1 protein-coding gene is annotated in these 643 nt (G+C 35.9%); it reads left to right on the top strand.

The window, feature by feature from the left end:
* Window positions 1-50 precede the first annotated feature (50 nt).
* A complete protein-coding gene (locus tag HT687_RS12115) occupies window positions 51-206 on the top strand; it encodes a hypothetical protein (protein WP_000379812.1) in 156 nt (51 codons plus the stop codon).
* Window positions 207-643 lie beyond the last annotated feature (437 nt).

Here is a 643-nt window from a genome sequence, read left to right on the forward strand (position 1 = left end):
CGCTTTTTTAAAACTAAATAACTATATAATAAAAAATAAGGGGACACGAAATGGACACCAAAGCTAAAAAGTTCACACTTGCAACGATTTCAGCTCTATCACTTCTTGGGGTAGGAATTGTTACATCACAATCAGTAGCCACTAATGATAGGCTGGTTTCCACTCAAGCAATCAATGGTCAATCCTACAATATCTTAAACTCTTAGGTCACTAGTACTTCTTCTGGTACTACTCTAGTTGGGATTGAAGGGACTTTCTTAACGCCATATAAACAGGCTATCTTAGACCGTATCAATGCCATTCGAAAAGAAACAACAGACGAAGGTCTAGTTACTAGCTATGTTCCTATCAAATGGTCAACTGCACTAGAAAAAACAACCTTCATTCGTGCAGCAGAAGCTTCGATCACCATTAATCACACACGCTTGTCTAGTAAGGACATTTGGAGCCCCTGGTCTTCAGGAAATTTCTCACTAGCAGAAAACTTGGCTTGGAACTATGACGGATTTATGACAGCTATTAATCAATGGTATGAGGAAAAAGCCGATTATGTTAATACTAAACTAAAATCAAAAAGTATTATATAATAGTAATATGAAATCAACTAAAGAAGAAATCCAAACAATCAAAACACTTTTAAAAG

This window comes from Streptococcus sp. 1449 (genome assembly GCF_013276805.1).
Taxonomy (GTDB): Bacteria; Bacillota; Bacilli; order Lactobacillales; family Streptococcaceae; genus Streptococcus; species Streptococcus pseudopneumoniae.

Excerpts from the sequence above, each read along its gene's own strand:
- HT687_RS12115 (WP_000379812.1), top strand. The coding sequence starts at position 51 with ATGGACACCAAAGCTAAAAAGTTCACACTTGCAACGATTTCAGCTCTA.